This is a genomic window from bacterium, from assembly GCA_040755795.1.
In the GTDB taxonomy this organism is placed as follows: domain Bacteria; phylum UBA9089; class CG2-30-40-21; order CG2-30-40-21; family SBAY01; genus JBFLXS01.
Genome location: JBFLXS010000459.1, coordinates 1 through 2,953, shown reverse-complemented (window position 1 = coordinate 2,953; position 2,953 = coordinate 1). Strand labels below are relative to the sequence as shown.

Sequence of the window (2,953 nt, the reverse complement as noted above, 5' to 3'; positions counted from 1 at the left end):
GATTTAAGGTTGTAGATGAAAGATTCAAGGTTCTTGAAAGTAAGATGGAGGAAAGATTTAATGTTGTAGATGAAAGATTCAAGGCTCTTGAAAGTAAGCTGGAGGAAAGATTTAATGTTGTAGATGAGAAGTTCAAGAGCCTTAACTTTAAGTTTAATATCTTCATCGCCATTGCCCTTATTGCCCTAACCTTTGCTAATCCTACTTTTGTGAAACTAATAGAAAAGGTTTTTGGGATTTAAGGCGGTAAGGGATTAGTGATTCGGGATAAAAGAAATCCTCTAATCCTTAGTAAGCGTTCAGGTGGTGTAACAAAAGGAGATGTGGAGATTAAGGAGATAGGGAGATATTATTAAAAAAATTGAAATTAGTAGAAACTAATAGAAATTTATGGAAATTTGTTGTTTTCCACAATCAATTTCTACCTATTTCTATAAATTTCAATCTATTTCTATTATCTTATCTCCATATCGCCCTTATCTCTTTATCCCCCTTCCTACATTTTTAACTTCTAAAATTGACTAAAAAGGAGATAAAAAATATGGCTACATATACCTTGCCGCGAACAACCTATGATTTATTAACAGAGGCATTAGGAGAAAAACAAAAGGCAGAGATTTTTGCTAAGTCAATAGAGTCAGTAATTGAAGCAATTGAGAAGAAGGCAGAAGAGATAATCGTAGAAAAGAAGAGTCAGACAAAGACTGAATTAAAAGATGAATTAAGAAATGAGCTGGTAACAAGAGAATTATTTGAGGAAAGATTTAAGATTGTAGATGAAAGATTTAAAACACTTGAACATGAGGTGAATGAAAGATTTAAGGTTGTAGATGAAAGATTCAAGGTTCTTGAAAGTAAGATGGAGGAAAGATTTAATGTTGTAGATGAAAGATTCAAGGCTCTTGAAAGTAAGCTGGAGGAAAGATTTAATGTTGTAGATGAAAGATTTAAGATTGTAGATGAGAAGTTCAAAAGCCTTAACTTTAGGCTTAATATCTTCATCGCCATTGCCCTTATTGCCCTAACCTTTGCTAATCCTACTTTTGTGAAACTAATAGAAAAGGTTTTTGGGATTTAAGGCGGTAAGGGATGTAACCGTTCAGGTAATCCTTTACCGCAGAGACGCAAGAGTTCACAGAGAGGAAAGTATCTTTTTTTTCGTGTTTTTCGCGTTTTTTGGTGTTTAAAAAGGCTTAAAAACAGTTAGTCAAAAGTTCGTATTAAAAGATTGTAACCGTTCAGGCTATATATCAAAAGTGTAAGAAAGGGGATAAGGAGATAAGAGTGATATGGAGATAAGATAATAGAAATAGATTGAAATTTATAGAAATAGGTAGAAATTGATTGTGGAAAACAACAAATTTCCATAAATTTCTATTAGTTTCTATTAATTTCAATTTTTTTAATAATATCTCCCTATCTCCTTAATCTCCACATCTCCTTTTGTTACACCACCTGAATGCTTACTAAAGATTAATAAACAACGAAAGACCTCAAATGCACAAAAAAAGGAAATTTCTGTCTCTGGTGAATAGATTTTCTTTTTTTATCCGTGCTAATCCGTGTTAATCAATGGCTGAATAGTTACTTTATTTCTATGTCTTCTCTGTTCCTCTGCGTCTCTGCGGTAAAGGACTACCTGAACGGTTACCGCAAATCAATAAGTTATGATTTCGTGCAAGGCACTTTACCAAATAGGGCTTCACGAAATTATAAAGTAAGTAATCGGTTAAATGGTAACTGGTAACTAATTACCATTCACCAGTTACCAATTACCAGATACAAGGAGGTTAAATAAAATTGGAAAAGGTGAGCATTGGAGTAATTGGAGGCAGTGGATTATATCAAATGGAGGGATTAAAGGAGATTGAGAAAAAACAAGTCCCTACCCCCTATGGTCTTCCTTCTAATGATATTGTCATTGGTAGATTGGGAGAAAAGAAGGTTGCTTTTTTACCCAGACATAAAGAAGGACATTGTATTATGCCAACGGAGATAAATTCAAGGGCAAATATTTATGCCTTAAAATCATTAGGCATTGAGCGGATAATTGGCGTAAGTGCGGTAGGTAGTTTAAAAGAAGAATTAAAACCACTGGATATAGTTATTCCAGACCAATTAGTTGACCGAACTTTAGGTCTAAGACAACATACTTTCTTTGGAGAAGGTGCTGTTGGACATATAAGTTTTGCCGACCCTTATTGTCCAGAATTAAATAAGTTATTGTATGAAACTGGAAAAGAATCAGGTTACACGATTCATCAGGGCGGAATTTATATCTGTATCGAAGGACCACAGTTTTCCACCCGTGCAGAATCTAATATTTATCGAAAGTGGGGATGTGATATTATTGGTATGACTAACATCCCGGAGGCGAGATTGGCGCGTGAGGCGGAAATTTGCTACGCGACGATTGCTTTAGTTACGGACTACGATGTCTGGCATGAAACCGCAGAAGATGTAACCATAGAAATGGTCATAAATAATCTGATGAAAAATGTCGAGCATGCAAAACAGATGATTAAAAAGATAATTACTCAAGTTCCAGATAGCCGGCATTGTGTCTGTGCCACAGCACTTAAAGATGGAATAATTACAAAATCTGAATTAATTCCTCAAAGCACCAAAGAGAAATTAAGACTTATAATTGGAGAGTATTTGTAAGACATAACGATTACCTAAAAAAAAGGTGGTGTCTGAAAATAACGCTAATAGTGAAATCTATGCAGATTTGGTGTCCAAAAGGGGATAAGGAGATAAAGGGAGATATGGAGATAAGATAATAGAAATAGAGTGAAATTTATAGAAATAGGTAGAAATTGATTCTGGAAAACAACAAATTTCCATAAATTTCTATTAGTTTCTACTAATTTCAATTTTTTTAATAATATCTCCTTATCTCCATAATCCCCATATCTCCTTTTCTTACACTATTTCAACCTCTATGCTAGAT

Annotated in this window: 6 protein-coding genes; 4 read left to right on the top strand and 2 right to left on the bottom strand. The window is 34.1% G+C overall.

Translation table 11 applies throughout. The annotated features are described in order from the left end of the window. The 3 genes from AB1414_18315 to AB1414_18305 form a co-directional block, all read left to right on the top strand. The coding region (locus tag AB1414_18315; protein MEW6609370.1) for a hypothetical protein at positions 1-242 on the top strand (242 nt) is incomplete at its 5' end. A 148-nt stretch (positions 243-390) separates the two neighbouring features. Continuing rightward, a complete protein-coding gene (locus tag AB1414_18310) occupies positions 391-525 on the top strand; it encodes a hypothetical protein (protein ID MEW6609369.1) in 135 nt (44 codons plus the stop codon). 16 nt (positions 526-541) lie between these two features. Beyond that, a complete protein-coding gene (locus AB1414_18305) occupies positions 542-1,078 on the top strand; it encodes a hypothetical protein (protein MEW6609368.1) in 537 nt (178 codons plus the stop codon). Between the two features lie 125 nt (positions 1,079-1,203). On the opposite strand, the gene AB1414_18300 is transcribed toward AB1414_18305, so the two are convergent. Next, on the bottom strand, positions 1,204-1,368 hold the full coding sequence (locus AB1414_18300; protein MEW6609367.1) for a hypothetical protein: 165 nt from the start codon (positions 1,366-1,368) through the stop codon (positions 1,204-1,206). 432 nt (positions 1,369-1,800) lie between these two features. Between AB1414_18300 and mtnP the strand changes: the two genes are divergently transcribed. Continuing rightward, entirely contained in the window at positions 1,801-2,664 is an 864-nt protein-coding gene (gene mtnP / locus AB1414_18295; GenBank protein MEW6609366.1) for an S-methyl-5'-thioadenosine phosphorylase, read from the top strand. 57 nt (positions 2,665-2,721) lie between these two features. On the opposite strand, the gene AB1414_18290 is transcribed toward mtnP, so the two are convergent. Continuing rightward, entirely contained in the window at positions 2,722-2,847 is a 126-nt protein-coding gene (locus AB1414_18290) for a hypothetical protein (protein ID MEW6609365.1), read from the bottom strand. Positions 2,848-2,953: the final 106 nt, after the last annotated feature.